Origin of the sequence: Halohasta salina, from assembly GCF_024178165.1 — an archaeon.
Taxonomy (GTDB): Archaea; Halobacteriota; Halobacteria; order Halobacteriales; family Haloferacaceae; genus Halohasta; species Halohasta salina.
This window is the reverse complement of record NZ_JAMZIE010000006.1, coordinates 112,454-130,386: the sequence shown is the minus strand read 5'-3', so window position 1 is coordinate 130,386 and position 17,933 is coordinate 112,454. Positions and strand designations below refer to the sequence as shown.

The 17,933-nt window shown below is 67.1% G+C and carries 19 protein-coding genes; 14 read left to right on the top strand and 5 right to left on the bottom strand.

Going from position 1 to position 17,933, the window contains the following annotated elements; genetic code table 11:
• The first annotated feature begins 32 nt into the window (after window positions 1-32).
• The 10 genes from thyA (at window position 33) to NKJ34_RS12805 (ending at window position 8,157) form a co-directional block, all read left to right on the top strand.
• A complete protein-coding gene (gene thyA, locus NKJ34_RS12850) occupies window positions 33-1,031 on the top strand; it encodes a thymidylate synthase (protein ID WP_253738705.1) in 999 nt (332 codons plus the stop codon).
• A gap of 2 nt (window positions 1,032-1,033) precedes the next feature.
• On the top strand, window positions 1,034-1,537 hold the full coding sequence (locus NKJ34_RS12845) for a dihydrofolate reductase (RefSeq protein WP_253738704.1): 504 nt from the start codon (window positions 1,034-1,036) through the stop codon (window positions 1,535-1,537).
• Window positions 1,538-1,579: 42 nt separating this feature from the next.
• Complete coding sequence (locus NKJ34_RS12840) at window positions 1,580-1,792, top strand: zinc ribbon domain-containing protein (RefSeq protein ID WP_253738703.1); 213 nt, start codon at window positions 1,580-1,582, stop codon at window positions 1,790-1,792.
• A 250-nt stretch (window positions 1,793-2,042) separates the two neighbouring features.
• On the top strand, window positions 2,043-2,786 hold the full coding sequence (locus NKJ34_RS12835) for an archaeal proteasome endopeptidase complex subunit alpha (RefSeq protein WP_253738702.1): 744 nt from the start codon (window positions 2,043-2,045) through the stop codon (window positions 2,784-2,786).
• A gap of 48 nt (window positions 2,787-2,834) precedes the next feature.
• A complete protein-coding gene (locus NKJ34_RS12830; protein WP_253738701.1) occupies window positions 2,835-3,701 on the top strand; it encodes an MOSC domain-containing protein in 867 nt (288 codons plus the stop codon).
• Between the two features lie 132 nt (window positions 3,702-3,833).
• The gene (locus tag NKJ34_RS12825) at window positions 3,834-4,952 is read left to right on the top strand and encodes a branched-chain amino acid ABC transporter permease (RefSeq protein ID WP_253738700.1); all 1,119 of its coding nucleotides are present in this window, start codon (window positions 3,834-3,836) and stop codon (window positions 4,950-4,952) included.
• Entirely contained in the window at window positions 4,949-6,277 is a 1,329-nt protein-coding gene (locus tag NKJ34_RS12820) for a branched-chain amino acid ABC transporter permease (protein ID WP_253738699.1), read from the top strand. Before NKJ34_RS12825 ends, NKJ34_RS12820 begins: the two co-directional genes overlap by 4 nt.
• The gene (locus NKJ34_RS12815; RefSeq protein WP_253738698.1) at window positions 6,270-7,115 is read left to right on the top strand and encodes an ABC transporter ATP-binding protein; all 846 of its coding nucleotides are present in this window, start codon (window positions 6,270-6,272) and stop codon (window positions 7,113-7,115) included. Before NKJ34_RS12820 ends, NKJ34_RS12815 begins: the two co-directional genes overlap by 8 nt.
• Window positions 7,112-7,906, top strand: a complete 795-nt coding sequence (locus NKJ34_RS12810) for an ABC transporter ATP-binding protein (RefSeq protein WP_253738697.1) — start codon at window positions 7,112-7,114, stop codon at window positions 7,904-7,906. The genes NKJ34_RS12815 and NKJ34_RS12810 overlap by 4 nt, the downstream gene beginning before the upstream one ends.
• A gap of 68 nt (window positions 7,907-7,974) precedes the next feature.
• Entirely contained in the window at window positions 7,975-8,157 is a 183-nt protein-coding gene (locus tag NKJ34_RS12805) for a hypothetical protein (RefSeq protein ID WP_253738696.1), read from the top strand.
• 106 nt (window positions 8,158-8,263) lie between these two features.
• Here NKJ34_RS12805 and NKJ34_RS12800 read toward each other — a convergent pair whose 3' ends face one another.
• The 3 genes from NKJ34_RS12800 to NKJ34_RS12790 all read right to left on the bottom strand — a co-directional run bounded on the left by NKJ34_RS12800 (window position 8,264) and on the right by NKJ34_RS12790 (window position 11,528).
• Entirely contained in the window at window positions 8,264-9,598 is a 1,335-nt protein-coding gene (locus NKJ34_RS12800; RefSeq protein ID WP_253738695.1) for an ABC transporter substrate-binding protein, read from the bottom strand.
• A 108-nt stretch (window positions 9,599-9,706) separates the two neighbouring features.
• Entirely contained in the window at window positions 9,707-11,236 is a 1,530-nt protein-coding gene (locus NKJ34_RS12795; protein WP_253738694.1) for a glutamate-cysteine ligase family protein, read from the bottom strand.
• A gap of 52 nt (window positions 11,237-11,288) precedes the next feature.
• Window positions 11,289-11,528 (bottom strand): amphi-Trp domain-containing protein, encoded by a 240-nt coding sequence (locus NKJ34_RS12790; protein WP_253738693.1) that lies wholly within the window; start codon window positions 11,526-11,528, stop codon window positions 11,289-11,291.
• Window positions 11,529-11,639: 111 nt separating this feature from the next.
• Between NKJ34_RS12790 and ligA the strand changes: the two genes are divergently transcribed.
• The 3 genes from ligA (at window position 11,640) to NKJ34_RS12775 (ending at window position 15,778) form a co-directional block, all read left to right on the top strand.
• Window positions 11,640-13,319 (top strand): ATP-dependent DNA ligase LigA, encoded by a 1,680-nt coding sequence (ligA, locus tag NKJ34_RS12785; protein ID WP_253738692.1) that lies wholly within the window; start codon window positions 11,640-11,642, stop codon window positions 13,317-13,319.
• Between the two features lie 34 nt (window positions 13,320-13,353).
• Window positions 13,354-14,082: an MBL fold metallo-hydrolase gene (locus NKJ34_RS12780; RefSeq protein ID WP_253738691.1), complete on the top strand. Its 729-nt coding sequence runs from the start codon at window positions 13,354-13,356 to the stop codon at window positions 14,080-14,082.
• Between the two features lie 61 nt (window positions 14,083-14,143).
• On the top strand, window positions 14,144-15,778 hold the full coding sequence (locus NKJ34_RS12775; RefSeq protein WP_253738690.1) for an acetate--CoA ligase: 1,635 nt from the start codon (window positions 14,144-14,146) through the stop codon (window positions 15,776-15,778).
• A gap of 4 nt (window positions 15,779-15,782) precedes the next feature.
• On the opposite strand, the gene NKJ34_RS12770 is transcribed toward NKJ34_RS12775, so the two are convergent.
• Window positions 15,783-16,547: an aldo/keto reductase gene (locus NKJ34_RS12770; protein WP_253738689.1), complete on the bottom strand. Its 765-nt coding sequence runs from the start codon at window positions 16,545-16,547 to the stop codon at window positions 15,783-15,785.
• A 125-nt stretch (window positions 16,548-16,672) separates the two neighbouring features.
• Between NKJ34_RS12770 and NKJ34_RS12765 the strand changes: the two genes are divergently transcribed.
• The gene (locus NKJ34_RS12765; RefSeq protein WP_253738688.1) at window positions 16,673-17,464 is read left to right on the top strand and encodes an alpha/beta fold hydrolase; all 792 of its coding nucleotides are present in this window, start codon (window positions 16,673-16,675) and stop codon (window positions 17,462-17,464) included.
• Here NKJ34_RS12765 and NKJ34_RS12760 read toward each other — a convergent pair whose 3' ends face one another.
• Window positions 17,465-17,860 carry a DUF7975 family protein gene (locus tag NKJ34_RS12760; protein ID WP_253738687.1) on the bottom strand — a complete coding sequence of 132 codons (396 nt, stop codon included), beginning with the start codon at window positions 17,858-17,860 and terminating at the stop codon, window positions 17,465-17,467.
• Window positions 17,861-17,933: the final 73 nt, after the last annotated feature.

Genomic DNA, 17,933 nt, shown 5'->3' with positions numbered 1-17,933 from the left:
TCACCAACAGCCGCGTTCGCGGCAGCTCTACCATGCAGCAGTATCTCGATCTCGTCGACAGCACGCTTTCGGGCGGCAGCTACAAGCCGAACCGGACCGGCGTGGACACGATCGCATCGTTCAGCCGCTCCTATACGGTCGACCTCCAGGAGGGGTTCCCACTCCTCACCACGAAGGACCTCTCGGGATTCCGCTGGAACTCCCTGATCCACGAGTTCAAGTGGTATCTCTCCGGCGAGGAACACATCCGCAACCTCCGCGAGGAGACCAGGATCTGGGACGCGTGGGCCGACGAGGAGGGGAGGTTAGACACCGCCTACGGTCGCTTCTGGCGGCGGTATCCAGTGCCTAGCGAGGGGCTCGACGGCGAGGCGTGGCCCGACGAGGACCACCGCTGGCGGAACGACGACGGCACCTTCGACCAGATCCAGTACGTGGTCGACACCCTAAAGCAGTCGCCCAACAGTCGACGGCTCGTCGTCTCGGCGTGGCACCCCGCCAACGCCGCCGTGAGCACGCTGCCGCCGTGCCATTACACATTCGTGTTCAACGTCCAAGGAGACACACTCAACTGCCATCTCACCCAGCGGTCGGGCGACATCGCGCTGGGCGTTCCGTTCAATATCGCCGCCTACTCGCTGCTCACACATGCAGTCGCCCAGGAGACCGGCTTCGAGGTCGGGGAGTTCGGCCACACCGTTGTCGACGCCCATGTCTACTGTGGGACCGACGAGCGCGGCGCGTGGTACGCCGAAAACCTCGAGGAACTCCAACAGCGGCTCGGCGAGGTCGACAGCCGCAATGGGTATCGCGATGTTCGCGAGTGGCTGACCGAGACCGCCCCCGCCGAACGCGAGGACAACGAGCGATACGATCACGTTCCCGGCCTCCTCACCCAACTCTCGCGGGAGCCGCGGTCACGGCCGCGTATCGAGATCGCCGACAAACCGCTGGACGACCTCGAGTTCGAGGACATCCACCTGACCGACTACGATCCCGCCGACGGGATCCGGTTCGCGGTCGCGGAGTGACCATGAGCGACGACGCTCCCGAAATCGCGCTCATCGCGGCGGTGGCCGACAACCGGGTGATCGGCCGCGACGGCGAGATGCCGTGGCACCTCCCGGCCGATCTTCGGCATTTCAAGGCGACGACGATGGGTCATCCCGTGGTTATGGGTCGACGAACGTACGACTCGATCGCCGCCGACATCGGCGGCCCGCTGCCGGGCCGGACGAACATCGTGTTGAGCCGCGGGTCGCCCGACCTCCCCGACGAGGTGGTCGTCGTCGACGCCATCGAGCGGGCTGTCGACGCCGCCCGAAAAGCAGCCGACGACACCGGAACGGTGTATGTGATCGGCGGCGCGACGATCTACGAGCAGTTCCTGCCGCGGGCCGACCGACTAGTGCTCACCGAGATCGACGAGGCCTACGACGGCGACACACGGTTTCCCGAGTGGGACTCCGAGGCATGGACCGAGCGACGCCGCGAGGACCACGACGGCTTTTCCTTCGTCGAGTACGAGCGACATTGAAGCCTCCACAACGTCTTTGATTGCAAATTTCGTGTCGACGGTATGGAATCCCCGGAACTGGACGACACCGGCTGTCCGAAATGTGGCCACAGGGAGACCGAGGTCGACGATATCGCCACCAGCGGGACCGGCCTGACGAAGCTGTTCGACGTACAGAACCGGCGGTTCACCGTCGTCTCCTGTGCGAACTGCGGCTACTGCGAACTCTACAAGGGCAATTCGAAACACGATCTGGCGGACCTCTTTCTCGGGTAGCCGGCGACGACCACGGCCCGACCGTGCGTCGCGGCCGGCTCGAACCCACGGTCGGGGCGTGTCCGGTTCGGCGTCGACCGGCCGTCCGAGAGGCGACCGCCGCCGAGGCGTGGTCGACGATGCTATCGGGGGAGGCCGACACCACCGAGCCGCCACCGGGAACGGACCGGGTAGCAAGGGTTTTTCCTGTCCGGACCGTTAGCCTCGAACAGATGAACGAGTACGGATGTCGGTTCGGACGGAGGGTGCGATGAGAGGCAACGACCAGCAGGCCTACGACCGCGGTACGTCGCTGTTCTCGCCGGACGGCCGGATCTATCAGGTCGAGTACGCCCGCGAGGCGGTCTCCCGCGGCGCGCCGAGCGTCGGCCTGCGGACGACAGAGGGCGTCGTGCTGGCCGCCCAGAGCCGGGCGGGCTCGCCGCTGATGGAATCCGAGAGCATCGAGAAGATCCACAAACTCGACGACCACGCCGGCGCAGCCAGCGCGGGCCACGTCGCCGACGCCCGGCAGTTGGTCGACTTCGCCCGCCGACAGGCGCAGGTCAACCGGCTCCGGTTCGGCGAGCCGATCGACGTCGAAGCGCTGACCAAGGGGCTGACCGACCACATTCAGGAGAACACCCAGCGCGGCGGCACCCGGCCGTACGGCGCAGCGCTGTTGGTCGGCGGCATCGAAAACGGCGAGCCGCGGCTGTTCGCCGCCGATCCCTCGGGGACGCCCAACGAGTGGAAGGCGACAGTCATCGGTGGCTCCGGACGTGACATCCAGGAGTTCCTCGAAGAGGAGTGGACCGACGCCGCCGACCTCGACACCGGCCTCGGACTGGCCGCCCGCGCACTCCGGGTCGCCAACGACGAACTCAGTCCCAGCGAGGTGAGCCTCTCGACGGTGACCCCCGAGGAAGGGTACCGGACGCTGTCGGTCGACGAGATCGAGGACGTCTTCGCCGAGGCAGAGATCGACCTCTCTGACGAAGACGACGAGGAGTAGCCACGGTTCCTGCGGGACGTTTTTCAAACTGCCGGCGTATGAGGACGTATGCCAGATACGTCGAGCGACGAGCCAACGGACGGTCAGTTCCGGTCGCCGAGCCGGACGGCCACGGTCGACCGCCTGCGGATCTATCCGATCAAATCACTCGACGGCCGATCGGTCGACGCGGTCGAGATCGTCGAGAACGGCGGCCTCGCCGGCGACCGGGAGTTCGCGCTGTTCGACGCCGACGGCGAGTACGTCAACGGCAAACGCGAGCGGCGCGTCCACCGGCTGCAGGCCGACTACGAGGGCGACGGCGCGCGGATCGACGCGGTGGAGTTGTCGACCGCCGACACCGATTCGCGGCGCTTTGCGGCCGACGAGTTGGTCGACGGCGCGGCCGTCGACTGGCTCGGCGAGCAGGTCGGCTACCCGGTCTCGCTGGCTCGCGATCCGGCAGGCGGGTTCCCCGACGACACCCACGCGGCCGGCCCGACGATCATAAGTACCGCCACCATCGAGACCGTGGCGGGCTGGTTCGACGGGATCGATACCGCGGGAATGCGGCGACGGCTCCGGGCCAACATCGAACTCGGTGGGGTGCCGCCGTTCTGGGAGGACCACCTGTTTGCCGACCGGACCCACCACGTCGCGTTCACGATCGGCGGCGTCCCGTTCCGCGGCGTCAACCCCTGTCAGCGGTGTGTCGTGCCGTCGCGTGATCCGGAGACCGGCGCGGAGCACGACGGGTTCCGGTCGACGTTTATCGAACGGCGACGCAAGACGATGCCGGTCTGGAGCGGCGGCGACTGGTTCGACCACGAATTCCGGCTGATGGTCAACACGACGGTGCCACCGTCGGCGTGGGGGCGGTCGCTGTCGGTGGGCGATACGGTCGAGGTCGGCCAGCCGATCGCCGTGGACTCCTAATCCGGCACGCCGACCGTCACGGTCCCCGCAGACGGCGGTGACCTCGCGCCTTCGGCGGTGGCACGAACCGTGTCACCGGAGCACAAACCTTTATCTACTGCACGACATCCACACTGTCAACGAGTCGTGTATATGGAATCAATCGAGTTACTGTCGCCGGCGGCCCTCCGGGAGCACCCCGGACTCGCGGTCGTCGCGGCGATCGGGCTGTTGTTGTGTGTCGACCTGCTTGCAAAACTCGCCGGGCTCCAAGTCGGCCCCCTCGGCGGAAGTCTGTCGGTGGCGCGGCTGGGATCGAACCTCTGGAACGGGCTGGTGATCGGGCTGGTGATCGGGTTGGCGGGAATCGGCCTCTCGATGACCTACAGCATTCTGAACTTCGCCAACTTCTCCCACGGCGATCTCGTTTCGACCGGCGCGTTCACGGGGTGGGGCGTGGCTTTCGTGGTCGCGGCTGCCGGCAGCCAGCCGCTCGGCGCGCTGGTGACCGTCCGGGATGCGGGCGACGTTACCCCCGGCGCGATCGGGGCTCACGTGCTGTCGACGCCCGGTGCGATCGTCGTCGGGCTGCTCGCGGCGTTCGCCATCACGGCGGTGGTTTCGCTGGCGATCGACCGCGCGTTCTACAAGCCGATGCGCGACCGGGGCGGTATCGCGCTGTTGATCACCTCGGTCGGGGTTGCGCTGGTCGTGCGGTACCTCATCCAGTTCGCCTATGGGGCCGACCGCCGGGGGATCACCGCCAGCGTCGACGGCGACACTCTCGCGACCCCGCTGGGGGTCTCGGTGACCGCCCACCAGTTGACGATCGCGGTCGCCGCCATCGGGCTCATGGTGGCGATGCACTACACCCTCCAGCGGACCAAACTCGGGACGGCGATGCGGGCGATGGCCGACAACAAGGATCTGGCGCTGATCACTGGTATCCCCGCCGAGCGCGTCGTCGCGGCGACGTGGATCCTCGGCGGCGGCCTCGCGGGAGCGTCGGGCTACCTCTATGTCCTGTTGCGGGGGACGATCCAGTTCGACTTCGGCTGGAGCCTCCTGTTGCTCATCTTCGCGGCGGTCATCCTCGGCGGCATCGGCTCGATCTACGGCGCGATCGCCGGCGGGCTCGTCATCGGACTGGTCTTTACGACGTCGACGGTCTGGATCTCCTCGGATTTCAACGCCGCGGCGGCCTTCGCAGTGATGATTCTCGTTCTCTTGCTTCGCCCTGAGGGGCTGTTCGGCGGGGTGTCGACCGCATGAGCGACGCCACCGCGCCGGACGATACGATGGTCGACCGGGAGCCCGACAGTGCGCTGGCGGCGGTCCTCGCGGCCGCCAAGCGGAGCGATCTCGGGCTGGTCGTCCTCACGCTCGGCCTGATCTACCTCGGGGCGACGCTGCTGACGTTCACCGACGGCCTCAACAGCGTCGTCGGGCTGCTACGGACGCTGACGTTCCTCGGATTGGTGTACGCGCTGTCGACGCTCGCGCTCAACCTCCACTGGGGGTACACCGGCCTCTTTAATATCGGCGTCGCGGGGTTCATGGCAATCGGCGTCTACACCATGGGGATCGTCGTCCGATCGCCGGATCCGGCCTTCGGCCCGCCGGGATTCGGCCTCCCGCTGCCGGTCGGCATCGTTGCCGGCATGGCGATGGCGTCGCTGTTCGGGCTGATCGCAGCGCTGCCGGCGCTCCGGCTCCGGGCGGACTACTTCGCCATCGTCACCCTCGGCCTCTCCGAGATCATCCGGCTGACCCTCCAGTCGAGCACGTTCGATACCGCGCTCCGCGAGACGCTGGGCGTCGGCACCGGCGGCGGCCGGGGGATGGGGATGCCCCAGAACCCGGTCCGGGGACTGTTCCTCGTCGACGGGCGGGCGGGCGATCCGACCGCCCTCGGGGCGGCCGTCTTCGGCACCCTCGGAGAGGGCGGCCTCGGCATCTCGAACAACATCCTCATCGGCTGGGGGTATATCCTCGTGTTGGCGGTGTTCGTCGTCGCCTTCTACGTGCTGCTCGAACGGCTCGGGCGGTCGCCGTTCGGCCGGACGCTGAAGGCGATCCGCGAGGACGAACTCGTCGCCGACTCGCTCGGCAAGAACGTCGACCTCATCAAGATCAAGGTGTTCATGATCGGCTGTGCGCTGATGGGGCTGGCGGGCATTCTCTGGTTCGGCAGCCAGGGCAACGTCTCGCCGTCGCCGCAGTTCGAGCCGATCCTCACCTTCTACATCTTCGTCGCGGTCATCATCGGCGGCTCGGGGTCGAACACCGGCAGCGTCCTCGGCGGCATCGTCTTCGCGGCGGTGTTGTTCGAGGGCCCCCGCCGTGTGGGAGCAGTGCTCCGAGATACCATCGACGCGCCGACGCCACCGACGTTCGGCGACGCGGTCGCGGCAGCCGATCCGGTCGGGCTGCTGGCGTACGCCACCGACAACATCGCGCCACTCCAGTTCGTCTTGCTGGGGTTGGTTCTCATCTTCATCATGCATCGTCGACCCGACGGGCTGCTCGGCGACCGGATCGAGACCGCCGCGGCCGTCGACCTCACGCGCCGCGAGGGAGGTGAGCGCGATGAGTGAGCCAGCGGCCGATACGGACCCCGAGGCAGCGGATTCGCCGGTCGAACAGGCCGCCCAGCGGACGCCGTCGGGGCTCCCGCTGCGGGTCGACGGGCTCCGCAAGGAGTTCGGCGGCATCACGGCCGTCGACGGCGTCTCCTTCGAGGTCGAATCCGGGAGCCTGACGGGACTGATCGGCCCCAACGGCGCGGGGAAGTCGACGACGTTCAACTGCATCACGGGCGTCCACGAGCCGACCGCGGGGGACGTCTACCTCAACGGCGAGGCGATCACGGGGCTCGCGCCCTACGAGATCGCCCAGCGCGGGCTGGTCCGAACGTTCCAGATCGCCCGTGAGCTGCCGGAGATGACGGTCCTGGAGAACCTCATGTTGGCCCCGAAAAACCAACAGGGGGAGTCGGCGCTCCGATCGGTGCTGCCGGGGCTCCGTGGGGGTGTGGTCGACCAAGAAGAACAGCTCCGCGAACGGGCGTGGGAGACCTTGGAGTTCTTCGAGATCGACCACCTCGCGACCGAGTACGCGGGGAGCCTCTCGGGCGGCCAGCGGAAGCTCTTGGAGATGGCCCGCGCGCTGATGACCGACCCCGAGGTGGTGTTGCTCGACGAGCCGCTGGCCGGCGTCAACCCAACCCTCGAAGAGAAACTGTTAGATCGGGTCGACGACCTCCGGGCAGAGGGGTACACCTTCCTGCTGGTCGAACACGACATGGACGTGATCATGCACCACTGCGAACACATCATCGTCATGCATCAGGGACAGGTCCTCGCCGAAGGCGGGGCCGAAGAGATCAGAACCAACGACCGCGTTATCGAGGCCTATCTGGGGGATGACCTATGAACGGCGACTCGGCGGATGTCGGCACCGACGCGGATCCTAACGAGTCAGCGGGGGCGACCGCCCGCACCGACCACACCCTCGACGACGAGGCGATGCTTCGCATCCGCGGGCTCGATGCTGGCTACGGCGACCTCCAGATCCTCACCGACGTCGACCTCGACGTGGCCGACGGCGAGTACGTTACCATCGTCGGCCCCAACGGCGCGGGGAAGTCGACGGTAATGAAGACGGTCTTCGGGCTGACGACCTACATGGACGGCACCATCGAGTTCGACGGCGAGGCCATCGAAGCCACCCCGCCCGAGGAGATCATCCACGAGGGGATCGGCTTCGTCCCCCAGACCGACAACGTGTTTCCGGGGCTCAGCGTCGAAGAGAACCTCGAAATGGGGGCCTACATCCTCGATTCGGTCCCCCAAGACCGGCTCGAAGCCGTCTACGACCGGTTCCCGATCCTCCGGGAGCGCCGCGACCAGAAGGCCGGGAACCTCTCGGGCGGCCAGCGGCAGATGGTCGCCATGGGTCGGACGCTGATGCTCGACCCCGACCTGCTGTTGCTCGACGAACCCTCGGCGGGGTTAGCTCCCGACCTCGTCGACGACATGTTCGACCGCATCGACCGGATCAACGAGTCGGGGACGGCGATCCTGATGGTCGAACAGAACGCCAAGGAGGCCCTCCGGCGGTGTGACCGGGGGTACGTGCTGGTCGACGGCGAGAACCGCTACACCGACCGCGGGGAGACGCTGCTGGGCGACGAGCAGGTCCGGCAGGACTTCCTCGGCGGCTAACTGCCCGCGAGGTCGTCGCCGGACGACGGCCCCGACTGTTTTAGCCGTGGGGAGCGTTCACAACACACATGGTCACCGAAATCGCTAGCATGACGGCCGAACAGCAACTCCTCCTGAAACTCCAGTCGACCGTCACGATCCTGGCGTTCGGGGCGGTCACCGGGCTCTTGCTGCGTCAGGTCTGCCGGCGCGTCTTCGGCCCGGAGTTCATGACGGCGAGTCCCTCCCGCCGGTCGCCGCTGGAGCCATAGCGGGTGACAGCCGCGACAGCGGGTGGAACTCGGATCACGGCGTCCCCGATCACCGAGGGTCGACCGCCGGGCAGTTCCGGTCGGAAATAACAGCGACGACGCTACGCTACTGGTTCAGGACGGTGCTCCACTGGCTGGAGTAGGAGGCCTGTTCGGGCTCGAAGGAGACGCGCTGGCCGATCGAGCCGCCGTTGTCCTCGAAGTTGGTAGCGTACTGTTCTTCGAGCGCCTGTCCGTAGGCGTCGTTGAGGTAGAGCGTCCCCGAGCTCTCGGCCTCGACGTACTCGCCGCGGGCGAGTTCCGCCAGCGCCGGCCCCTGCAAGACGTCCGAAGGACAGGTCCGGAAGATGTAGCCATCGTCGTCGAGATCGGTCACGTCCGGATCGGTCGACGACGGCGAGATGCCGACGACGCCGCTCGGAATCAACACCTGATCGGCCACCTGCAGGTTGACGTTGGACGACGCCGGGCCGACGACCGCGCCGTAGCCGGCGTTGACCAGTGCGTTGGCTCCCGAAATCCCCGCCTGTGGGTTGGTCTGGGTGTCCTCGACCTGCGTGTCGACGGTAACGTTGATGTCGGCGGCGTTGATCTGGTCGGCCGCCAGCAGTGCGCCGTCGCGGATCGGCCCGCCGAGCGGGCCGAGATCACCGGTTTCGGGCATCAGCACGCCGACCATCGCCTCGAAGGAGTCGACGCCGACCGGATCGGCCGCAGTCGCGTTTTCGTCCTCCTCGGAGAGTCCGGTGCCGAACTCGACGGTGTCGATCGTCTCCAGCGCGCCGTCCTGGAAGTCGCGGATGTCGTAGGCCGCGGTGACGATGTCACCGTTGACATCGAAATTGGCGCTCGAGGAGGCTCCCACGTAGTGGACCGGATCGCCGGCGGCGACGGTCTCGACGGCGTCGACCAGCGTCTCGGGGCCGAACTCCTCGCCGCCGGGGTTGGCGACCGTCCGGATCCGGTCGCGGATCGCGCTGCCGGAGTTCTCGCCGGCAGCGACCGCCGCCAGCACGTTGATCGCCATCGCGTCGTAGGCCTGCGCGGTGAAGACGCCGGGCTCCTCGTCGTAGGCGGCCTGATACTCGCTGGTGAAAAACTCCGCACCCGGACCGCCCGCCGAGGGCTGAGTCCCGATGACGTTGTTCATGTCGTTGTCGACCTCGCCGGGCAGATCGGCGTCCATCAGCCCGTCGGGAACGATAATATCGAGATCGGACGCATCGCTGGCGAACTCCGAGTAGTAGTCGCGGAACAACTGGACGCCCGACTCCGGGAAGCCGACGATCATCACCGCGTCCGGGACGCCGCCGGCCCCGCCGTCGTCCGAGCCGTCGCCCGTATCCTCGGGCGATTCGTTGCCGGCACAGCCGGCTAGCCCTGCCACGCCGGCGATGCCGAGTCCTCTCACCACATCACGTCTATGTATGTCACGATACATGTGATGTGTGATACCACACTTGCGGGTATAAATCTATTTTGTTTTGTTGGTATGTCTATGTTGAACAAAGGAAATCCGGCGCCGCCGGCACGTCCGTCCCGGCGGCTGCTACCAGTCGCTGAACTCGCCGCCGATCAGTGTCTCGGCCTGCTTGCGGATATACTGACGCTGGGTCGACTGGATCGCTTCGGCCAACGGGTCGCCCTCGTCGAGTCGGCGGCGGACCTGCCGGCGTTTCCAGCTCGCGGGGGTGGTGCCGTTTTCGATCCGCCACTGCAGCGGCTGGAGGTAGCGGTCGACGCCCTCCCGATCGAGGCCGACCACCCGGAGTCCTTCGGCGGCGTGTTCCAGCAGGTCGGTCAACGCCAGATCGAGGTCGGTCGTTTCGGCGCCGTCGGCGGTGAGCCACGTGATGTCGGCGTCGAGGCCGTCCCGCATCGCCGCATAGAAGTTGTCGCGGGCGACCTCCCACGGCAGGTCCGCAACCGGGTGTTCGGTCCGGGTGAGTCCCTCCATCGCCCCCGCGAAGGCGACCGTCAGTGCCATCGAATCCCTGACCGTGGGCTGGGCCGGCAGGGGGCGGAATTCGATGCGGGCGTTGGCCTGCGACCGCGTGGGACCGTCGAACACCGGCCGGACCCACCGCCAGTAGGTGCCGTGTTTCCGGCGCAAGGTCGCAAAGTTGTCGTGGAACTCCCCCTCCCGGTCGACCGGCATCGGGACCATCGTCTCGTCGCCGACCACGCGGTCGACTGCGGCCTCGACGCTGTCGAGGTCCGCCGGGAACCGGACCTTGTCGGTCTCGGTGGCGCTGTTGAGGACGGATTCGAAGACGGCGATCCGGTTTTCTTGCCACGCGTTCGCAAGGAGCCACTCGGGGTCGATCCCCTCCTCGTAGCAGTCCGGCGGGAAGAAGGGGGCGTTGACGCCGAGTGCGAGCAGGGGGCCGGCGAGCCGGACCGCGTAGGTGAAATACCGCGGGAGATCCATCGCCTGCTGGACCTGATAATGCGGCTGAATGGAGGTGATGAGGCTCTCGGGCATCACGGTTCGGGCGTCGAGGTCGACCCCCGGCGCCTCGACGCGGAACCGGCCGCTGCCGCTGTTGGCCATCGCGTGGTAGCGGACGGCGTCGGTCATGTTGGTGGCGATCCGGACGCCGTCGTCGTCGACGCTGTCGGTGAGATAGCCGCGGGCGGTCTCGCCGGTCGGCGGGATCGTCCAGAGGCCATCGCTGACCAACCGCAGTCCCTCAGCGCGGCTGCAGTCGAGGGCGGCCTCCAACCGACTGCGGACCTCGGCCTCGATGGCGTCGATGCCGTGGCTGTTGAACGGCTGGGGGCTGGCGGTCATCTCGGCGTTATGCAAGCCGAGTTCCTTCTCGAAGCCGATCAGCTCCAGCAGCCGGCGCGGCACCCGTGCCAGTGCGAAGTCGTTTTCGCGGCCGGTCTGCCAGCGGTCCTCGGAGACGCCGTAGAACTCGTATTCGAGCCCGAGGATCGACTGGTGGTTGTCGAACGTTCCCGCGTCCAACTCGGACAGCACGAAGTCGGCGTCGGCTGCCGCCTCGGTCGCGTACGCCTCGGTGTCGACCGCGAGGACGTCCCTGACGGCGGTTGCCAACTCGGAGTGGGTCATCGGTTGGCCCAACTCTCGTTTCGAGGGCCTTGAAGCCACCTAGCTCGACCGATCAGCGGCGCTTCCAATCGAGGGTGACCGAGATCGTCTCCCGGCTGCTCCGGAGCAGGGAGTTCGTCTCGTGAACGCTGACCTCGTAGCTGACGGTCTCGGGCGGCTGGAGCCGAACCGACTTATTGCCGACCCGTACGTGAACGTCCTCGCCGGCTTCGAACTCGTCGGCGAGCGAGCGCAGGCTCTCGGCGACGCTGGCCCTGTCGAGTTCGCTGTCGTGGACGGTCTTCTCGACCATACGTGACACTCGGAAACATCGCCCATAAATCCAGTTCGTGGTTGGCGTGAACGAATCGCCGCCAGCGAACGGATCGTCGGCTTTAGAAGCCACGGCGGGCTATCGCGGCCAATGGAGTTCGAGGCGTTCGCCGAACGGGTCGACGGGATCGAAGCCGAGTCGGGGGATATCGAGACGATCGAGCGGGTCGCGGCCCTCTTCGAGACTGCTGACGCCGAACTGCCGGTCGTCGCCCGGTTCGTCCAAGGGCGGGTCTTCCCCGCGTGGTCGTCCCGCACGCTCGATATCGGCCCCTCGCTTTGTTATACGGCCATCGCCCGCGCGGCAGGGCCGAACGTCTCGGCCGACGACATCGAGGCCCGGCTGGCCGACCGAGGGGAGATCGGCGCGGTCGCCGCAAGCTACGAGTTCGGCGACCAACAGGGGTTGGCAGCCTTCGGCGGCGGCTCGATCAGTGGGCTGACCGTCGACGACGTCGACACCGATCTCCGGGCGCTCGCTGCGGCCGACGGGTCGGGGAGCCAGGACCGGAAGGTCGACATCCTCTTTGGTCTCTTTCGCCAGTGCTCGCGGCTCGAAGCCCGCTATCTCGCCCGGCTCGTCCTCGGCGAGATGCGAATCGGCGTCGGCGAGGGGACCGTTCGGGACGCCATCTGCGAAGCCTTCGATCAGCTGCCCGAAGCCGTGGCCCGCGCCCTCCAAGTCACGAACGACTACGGCGAAGTGGCCGCGGTCGCCCGCGAGGAGGGCCAAGCGGGCCTCGACGGCCTCGAACTCGACATCGGTCGACCGGTCCAGTCGATGCTCGCCCAAGCCGGCACCGCCGCCGAAGCCCTCGATAGCTGGGAGGAGGCCGCCGCGGAGGTCAAGTTCGACGGCGCGCGCGTCCAGATCCACGTCGAAGCGGGCGAAGACGGTGGGCTCGGCGAGGTGTCGATCTACTCCCGCAACATGGACGACGTGACTGCGGCGCTGCCCGACATCGTCGACGTCGTGAGGCAGTCGGTAACCGAGCCCTGTATCCTCGATGGCGAGGTCGTCGCCGTCGACGACGCGGGCGATCCGCTCCCCTTCCAGCACGTTCTCCGGCGGTTCCGCCGCAAACACGACGTCGACCGAATGGTCGAGGAGGTCACGCTCCGACTCCACGCCTTCGACTGTCTCCGCGCCGGGAGCGAGGGCCTCCTCGAACGGCCGCTCGTCGACCGCCACCGGCGGCTCGAAGCACTAGTTACTGACGACGAGGCTGTCGCCGACCTCCTGCTGTCCGACGACCCCGACGAACTCGCCGCCTTCGAGGCCGAGGCGCTGGAAGCGGGCCACGAGGGAATCATGCTGAAAAATCCCCAATCCACCTACTCGCCGGGCGACCGGGGGCAAAACTGGCTCAAGCGCAAACCCGACGTGGAGACGGTCGACCTCGTCGTCACGGGCGGGGAGTGGGGCGAAGGTCGACGGGCGAGTTTTCTGGGAACGTTCCTGCTGTCGGTCCGCGAGCCCGAGACCAATGGCTACCGGACGATCGGCAAGGTCGCCACGGGGATCACCGACGAGAAACTGGCCGAGTTGACCGAGCTGCTGGAACCGCATATCACTGCGGAGTCGGGCCAGACGGTCGACATCCAGCCGTCTGTCGTCTTCGAGGTCGGGTATGAGGAAATCCAGCCGTCGCCGACCTACTCGTCGGGCTACGCGCTGCGGTTCCCCCGGTTCGTCGCGGTCCGGCCGGACAAATCGCCCGCCGATTGCGAGACGGTCGACCGGATCGAGCGGCTCGCCGAGAGCCAATAGCCAGCTACAAACCGCTCGCCGGGGTAGCCCAGCCATGACCGTTCGCCACCGGAATCTCACCGTCGACTGGCTCGGCTACGCCACCGCGCGGCTGGAATCGACCGCCGGCACCGTCGTCTACACCGACCCCGGCCGGTACGGGGTGCTCGACGGCCAGCACCCGAAGGACGGCCACCTCGTCGTCGTCACCCACGGCGACCACTACGATTCGGATGGGATCGAACGGGTCGCCCGCCAAGACGCGACGGTCGTCGTCTTCGAGGGCGTCGACGCCGAGCGGATCGACCGCGAGGTACGGCCGGTTGAGGAACTCCCCTACGAGGTCCTCCGCTGTAGCGACGACGACTACCTGACGGTCGACCTCGAATCCGATGGCGGACCGACGACGGTCGACGTCTGGACGGTGCCGGCGTACAACCGACCCGATGGCCCCTGTGCGGACGCCGACGGGACCGTCCCCCATCCCGAGGGCGAGGGCTGTGGCTTCCGGCTTGCTATCGACGGCACGACCGTCTTCTGGCCCGGTGATACCGACGCCCTCGACGGCCTCGCCGAACTGGAAGTCTCGCTGTTGTTGGCCAACATCGGCGGCAGCGTCGTGATGGACCGCCACGCGGCGGCCGAGCTCGCCGAGCGGATGGATCCCGATCTGGTGGTACCGATCCACTACGACACCTTCGACCTCTTGGCGGCCGACGACGAGGCGTTCGCCGCCGATGTGGCCAGGCGGTCGGTGCCGGTCGCGCTCGACCGCCCGGAATGATATCTAAGTAGTCACTGGCTACTGCCGTAAGGCGCAAGGTCGACGGCCCGAGAGCACAGCTATGACGTGGCAGATCATGCCCGCCTACGATTCCCTCGAGGCGGCTCGCCAGCAGTTCGCGTGGGAGCTCCCCGAGGCGTACAACCCCGCAGACGATTTTTTACGAGAGCACGACCCTGACCGGTCCGCGCTCATCTATGAGGAGCCGGATGGCTCGGTGTCGACCCACAGCTACGGCGACCTCGACGAGCAGTCGGACCGACTCGCTGCCGCACTCGATGCTCTCGGCATCGAGCCGGGCGACCGCGTGGCGGTCGTGGTGCCGCAGAAGCCTGCGAACCCGATCACACACCTCGCCAACTGGAAACTCGGCGCGATTTCCGTCCCGCTTACCGTCCTCTTCGGGCCGGAAGCCCTCGAATACCGGCTCGAAGACAGCGGGGCAAAGGCAGTCGTGGTCGACCCCGGTGTCCGCGAGACGGTCGAGGCGGTCCGTGAGTCGTGTCCGGCTCTCAACCACGTGATCGAACTCGGCGAATCAGCGACGGAAGATGCTCACGCGTTCGAGGATCTCGTGGACGATCACGAACCCGGAATCAACAGCTACGAGTCGACGCCGGAGACCCCCTCGGCGATCATGTACACCAGCGGGTCGACCGGCCCGCCGAAGGGGGTGCTCCACTCCCACGCGCTGTGGCTCGGTCGGGCAGCCGCGGCCTACAACTACTTCGATCAAGGGGTGGCGGGGTCGACGCTGTGGACGCCTGCCGACTGGGCGTGGGGGGCGGCCCTCGGCGGGACGCTGTGTGCCGGGCTCCACTACGGCGCGACGGTCGTCGCGTGGCCGCGCGAGGGGTTCGATCCCGAAGCCGTCTTCGAGTTTCTGGCGCGCCACGACGTGACACACTCCTTTATGCCGCCGACCGCGCTCCGGATGCTGATGGACGTCGACGATCCAGCCGACCGCTACGACCTCTCGCTTGAGGCCCTCGCTGCGGCGGGCGAACCCCTCACACCTGAAATCCTCGAGTGGGCCGCCGAGAGCTTCGACGACGTGCCTGTCAACGAGTTCTACGGGCAGACGGAACTCAACCTCGTCGTCGGCAACAGTGCGACGTGGTTCGAGGCCCAACCCGAAAGCATGGGCCGGCCGCTGCCGGGCTACGAGGTTCGGGTGGTCGACCCCGACGATCCCGACCCCGACGAGCCACTCCCGCGCGGCGAGGCTGGCGAACTCGCAGTCAAGCCCGACGACCGACGCGTGTTCTTCGACGAGTACTGGCACCTACCGGAGCAGACCGCTGAAAAGGAGGTCGACGGCTGGTTTCTGACCGGCGACATCGTCGAGCGTGACGCCGAGGGCTACTGCTGGTTCGTCTCGCGGGCCGACGACGTGATCCTCACCAGCGGTTACCGTGTCGGGCCGATGGAAGTCGAGAGCGTGCTGCTGGAGCATCCGACCGTCGAACAGGCCGGTGTGGTGGGGGTCCCCGACGAGACCCGCGGCGAGGCGATCAAGGCGTTCGTCCAGCCCACCGAAGCGGGGTCGGCGGCGCTCCGCGAGGAGTTGCAAACGCTCGTCCGCGAACAGCTCGCCGCCTACGAGTACCCCCGCGAGATCGAGTTCGTCGACACGCTGCCGACGACCACGACGGGCAAGATCCAGCGGCGCGAACTCCGGGAACGGTCCGAGTAGAGCCCTATTCGGGGTACAGTTCGAGCGTTCGGTCGATCTCGTCGATCCGTCGACACTCCGCGTCGGTGAGGTGTACCTGTTGGGCGTCGAGATTGGCTTCGAGATGGCGGCGGCTGCTGGCCTTGGGGATCGTCACCACGTTCGGTTTCGAGAGGACCCACGCGATCGAGACGGCCTCGGGTGTCGTGTCGTGGTCCGCGGCGATGTCGACGATCGTGTCGATCTCGCGGACTTGTCCGCCTGCCAGCGGCGAGTAGGCGACCAGTTGATAGTCGTGTTCCTGCGCGTCGGCGAGCAGATCGGTCGACCAGAACAGTGGATGGAACTCGACCTGATGGGCGGCGACAGGCACCGAGAGTTCGGCTCTGGCCTCGTTGAGTTGGTCGACGGTGAAATTGCTCAGGCCGACCGCACCGATCGTCCCCTCGGCGTGCAGGTCGGCGAATGCCACCAGCGTCTCGCTCGGATCGTAGCTCTCGATCGGGCGATGGACGTACAGCAGGTCGAGATGGTCGACGCCGAGTCGGTCACAGCTTTCGGCCGTCGTTCGGTGGACAGCGTCGGCGCGGAGGCTGTCGGCCCAGACCTTCGTCGCCACCGTCACCGACTCGCGGTCGACGTCGCTGGCGGCGAGTCCGTCGCCGACGACGGCCTCGTTGTCGTATATCTGTGCGGTATCGAGATGTCGGTAGCCCACGTCGAGCGCCGTGGTGATCGTCGACGCCCGCTCGATGCCCATGGTGCCCAGCCCGATTGGTGGTAGATCCATACGATGGGTCGGGTGCTGATCGACAAGAACCCTGCTGGTTCGGTACTGATGACTCGGCGTGAAAGTCTCGAAAACCCCCGTTTCACACGGCATACTAAGGAAATCCCCGTGGTACCTCAGTGACGATGCAACGGAACGACTCGACAGCACAGGCCGACGGCGTCGACATCCACGGCCCCGACGACGCCCCATCGGTCGTCTTCGTCCACGGGGCGGTTTTCACCCGCAGTATGTGGGCCCCCCAACGGGACGCCCTCGCATCGGATCGCCGAATCATCGCGCCGGACCTCCCCGGCCACGGCAGCCGTGCGGCCCAGTCGTTCGAGTTCGAGCGGGCCGTCGACCTCGTCGAGTCGGTCATCAAGGACTACGCCACCGAGGAGTGCCTACTGGTCGGCCTCTCGCTGGGCGGCTACGTTGCCACCGAGTACGCCAATCGCCACCCCGACCGAATCGACGGCCTCGTGCTCTCGGGCAGCAGCGCGAACCCGGTCGACGGGATGGAGCTACTGACCCGAGCAGCGGGTGGGATCGCCCGCCTTGCGACACGGAGCGACCGGATCGAACGATTCGTTGAGGATCGGGCCGCGAAATGGGTCCGCGAGCGCCCCCTGTCGACGGCGCAGGCCACCGAGATCACCGAGGCCGGGTTCTATCCGAGAACGTTCGGCACGGCTGGCCCCCAGCTCGCGGGGCGGGATTTCCGTGACGCACTGGCGGCGTACCCCGGCCCGACCCTGATTCTCAACGGCGAACGGGATTACGTGATGCGCCGCGGCGAAGACGAGCATGCGGCGGCGGCCCCGCAGGGGTCAATCGAAGTGATCGACGACGCGGGCCACGTCTGTACCCTCCACCGTCCGACGGCCTACACCGACGCACTCCGGGAGTTCATGCGCCAGCGGGTACTCGCCTGATCAGATGGCGACGATCCACGCCGTGTAGTCGACGGCGTAGCCGTAGACCGTCTGGAACGCCTCGTCGACGAACGTCGCCAGCCGATCGGGATCCGACCGGGCGGTAATCCGGGCGTGGGTTCCCTCGGCTTCTTCGGGGCTCTCGAGGCTCTCGGCACGGAACTCGGGATACTCGTCGAGCAGTCCCTTCAACCGATCCAACTCGGCGTCGGTGCAGTCCATCGAGATCGTAGTGTCGCTGAACTGGACCCACGGCAGAAGTTCCTCGTCCGATCCCGGCGGCAACTCGTCGGGCTCGATTGTTATGAACTCGCTACCGCGCTCCCGGTGAGCGTCGATCGCTTCGGCGAACAGCTGCCGCCGTTCGGTCGGCGTGTCGGCATCGAATCGGGTCATACCGGCGGTAGCCACCGCCTCCCCAAAGGGGCGGTGTTTCGTCCCTGCCGAAGTGCCCCGCCCGCGGTTCGCA

Bases quoted from the DNA above. Each gene is read 5' to 3' on its own strand.
- ligA (WP_253738692.1), top strand. From the start codon at position 11,640: ATGGAGTTCGAGGCGTTCGCCGAACGGGTCGACGGGATCGAAGCCGAG.
- NKJ34_RS12840 (WP_253738703.1), top strand. From the start codon at position 1,580: ATGGAATCCCCGGAACTGGACGACACCGGCTGTCCGAAATGTGGCCAC.
- NKJ34_RS12805 (WP_253738696.1), top strand. From the start codon at position 7,975: ATGGTCACCGAAATCGCTAGCATGACGGCCGAACAGCAACTCCTCCTG.
- NKJ34_RS12825 (WP_253738700.1), top strand. From the start codon at position 3,834: ATGGAATCAATCGAGTTACTGTCGCCGGCGGCCCTCCGGGAGCACCCC.
- NKJ34_RS12810 (WP_253738697.1), top strand. From the start codon at position 7,112: ATGAACGGCGACTCGGCGGATGTCGGCACCGACGCGGATCCTAACGAG.
- NKJ34_RS12835 (WP_253738702.1), top strand. From the start codon at position 2,043: ATGAGAGGCAACGACCAGCAGGCCTACGACCGCGGTACGTCGCTGTTC.
- NKJ34_RS12820 (WP_253738699.1), top strand. From the start codon at position 4,949: ATGAGCGACGCCACCGCGCCGGACGATACGATGGTCGACCGGGAGCCC.
- NKJ34_RS12765 (WP_253738688.1), top strand. From the start codon at position 16,673: ATGCAACGGAACGACTCGACAGCACAGGCCGACGGCGTCGACATCCAC.
- NKJ34_RS12845 (WP_253738704.1), top strand. From the start codon at position 1,034: ATGAGCGACGACGCTCCCGAAATCGCGCTCATCGCGGCGGTGGCCGAC.
- thyA (WP_253738705.1), top strand. From the start codon at position 33: ATGCAGCAGTATCTCGATCTCGTCGACAGCACGCTTTCGGGCGGCAGC.
- NKJ34_RS12770 (WP_253738689.1), bottom strand. From the start codon at position 16,547: ATGGATCTACCACCAATCGGGCTGGGCACCATGGGCATCGAGCGGGCG.
- NKJ34_RS12830 (WP_253738701.1), top strand. From the start codon at position 2,835: ATGCCAGATACGTCGAGCGACGAGCCAACGGACGGTCAGTTCCGGTCG.
- NKJ34_RS12800 (WP_253738695.1), bottom strand. From the start codon at position 9,598: ATGTATCGTGACATACATAGACGTGATGTGGTGAGAGGACTCGGCATC.
- NKJ34_RS12760 (WP_253738687.1), bottom strand. From the start codon at position 17,860: ATGACCCGATTCGATGCCGACACGCCGACCGAACGGCGGCAGCTGTTC.
- NKJ34_RS12775 (WP_253738690.1), top strand. From the start codon at position 14,144: ATGACGTGGCAGATCATGCCCGCCTACGATTCCCTCGAGGCGGCTCGC.
- NKJ34_RS12795 (WP_253738694.1), bottom strand. From the start codon at position 11,236: ATGACCCACTCCGAGTTGGCAACCGCCGTCAGGGACGTCCTCGCGGTC.
- NKJ34_RS12790 (WP_253738693.1), bottom strand. From the start codon at position 11,528: ATGGTCGAGAAGACCGTCCACGACAGCGAACTCGACAGGGCCAGCGTC.
- NKJ34_RS12780 (WP_253738691.1), top strand. From the start codon at position 13,354: ATGACCGTTCGCCACCGGAATCTCACCGTCGACTGGCTCGGCTACGCC.
- NKJ34_RS12815 (WP_253738698.1), top strand. From the start codon at position 6,270: ATGAGTGAGCCAGCGGCCGATACGGACCCCGAGGCAGCGGATTCGCCG.